At 66.3% G+C, this 258-nt stretch carries 1 protein-coding gene; it reads right to left on the reverse strand.

What is annotated here, in order from left to right; genetic code table 11:
* A partial coding sequence (locus tag ACPYOG_RS19895; RefSeq protein ID WP_481295839.1) for an alpha-hydroxy-acid oxidizing protein occupies positions 1-258 on the reverse strand: 258 nt, incomplete at both ends.

The following is a 258-nucleotide window of genomic DNA, read 5'->3' on the forward strand; positions in this document are numbered from 1 at the left end:
GGAGGCGAACTCCAGCTTCGGGGTGGTCAGGAAGTCATACCACCACCACGGCCGCGGGATCGCGTTCAGGATCGTGCTCACAGTCAGCTGCGGCGGGATGGAGAACCCGTTGCGCTTATCCCGCAACCGCGCCCCCGCGACCGGGGTGTCCACGGTGAAGAACAGGGTGTCGAACCCCGCGGCCGCGGCCCGCTCCACCAGACCGTAGGAGATCTCCCGCTGCCGCATCACATACAACTGGAACCAATTCCGGCCCTC

The sequence above is a fragment of the Leifsonia sp. HAY1-4F genome (assembly GCF_056755275.1).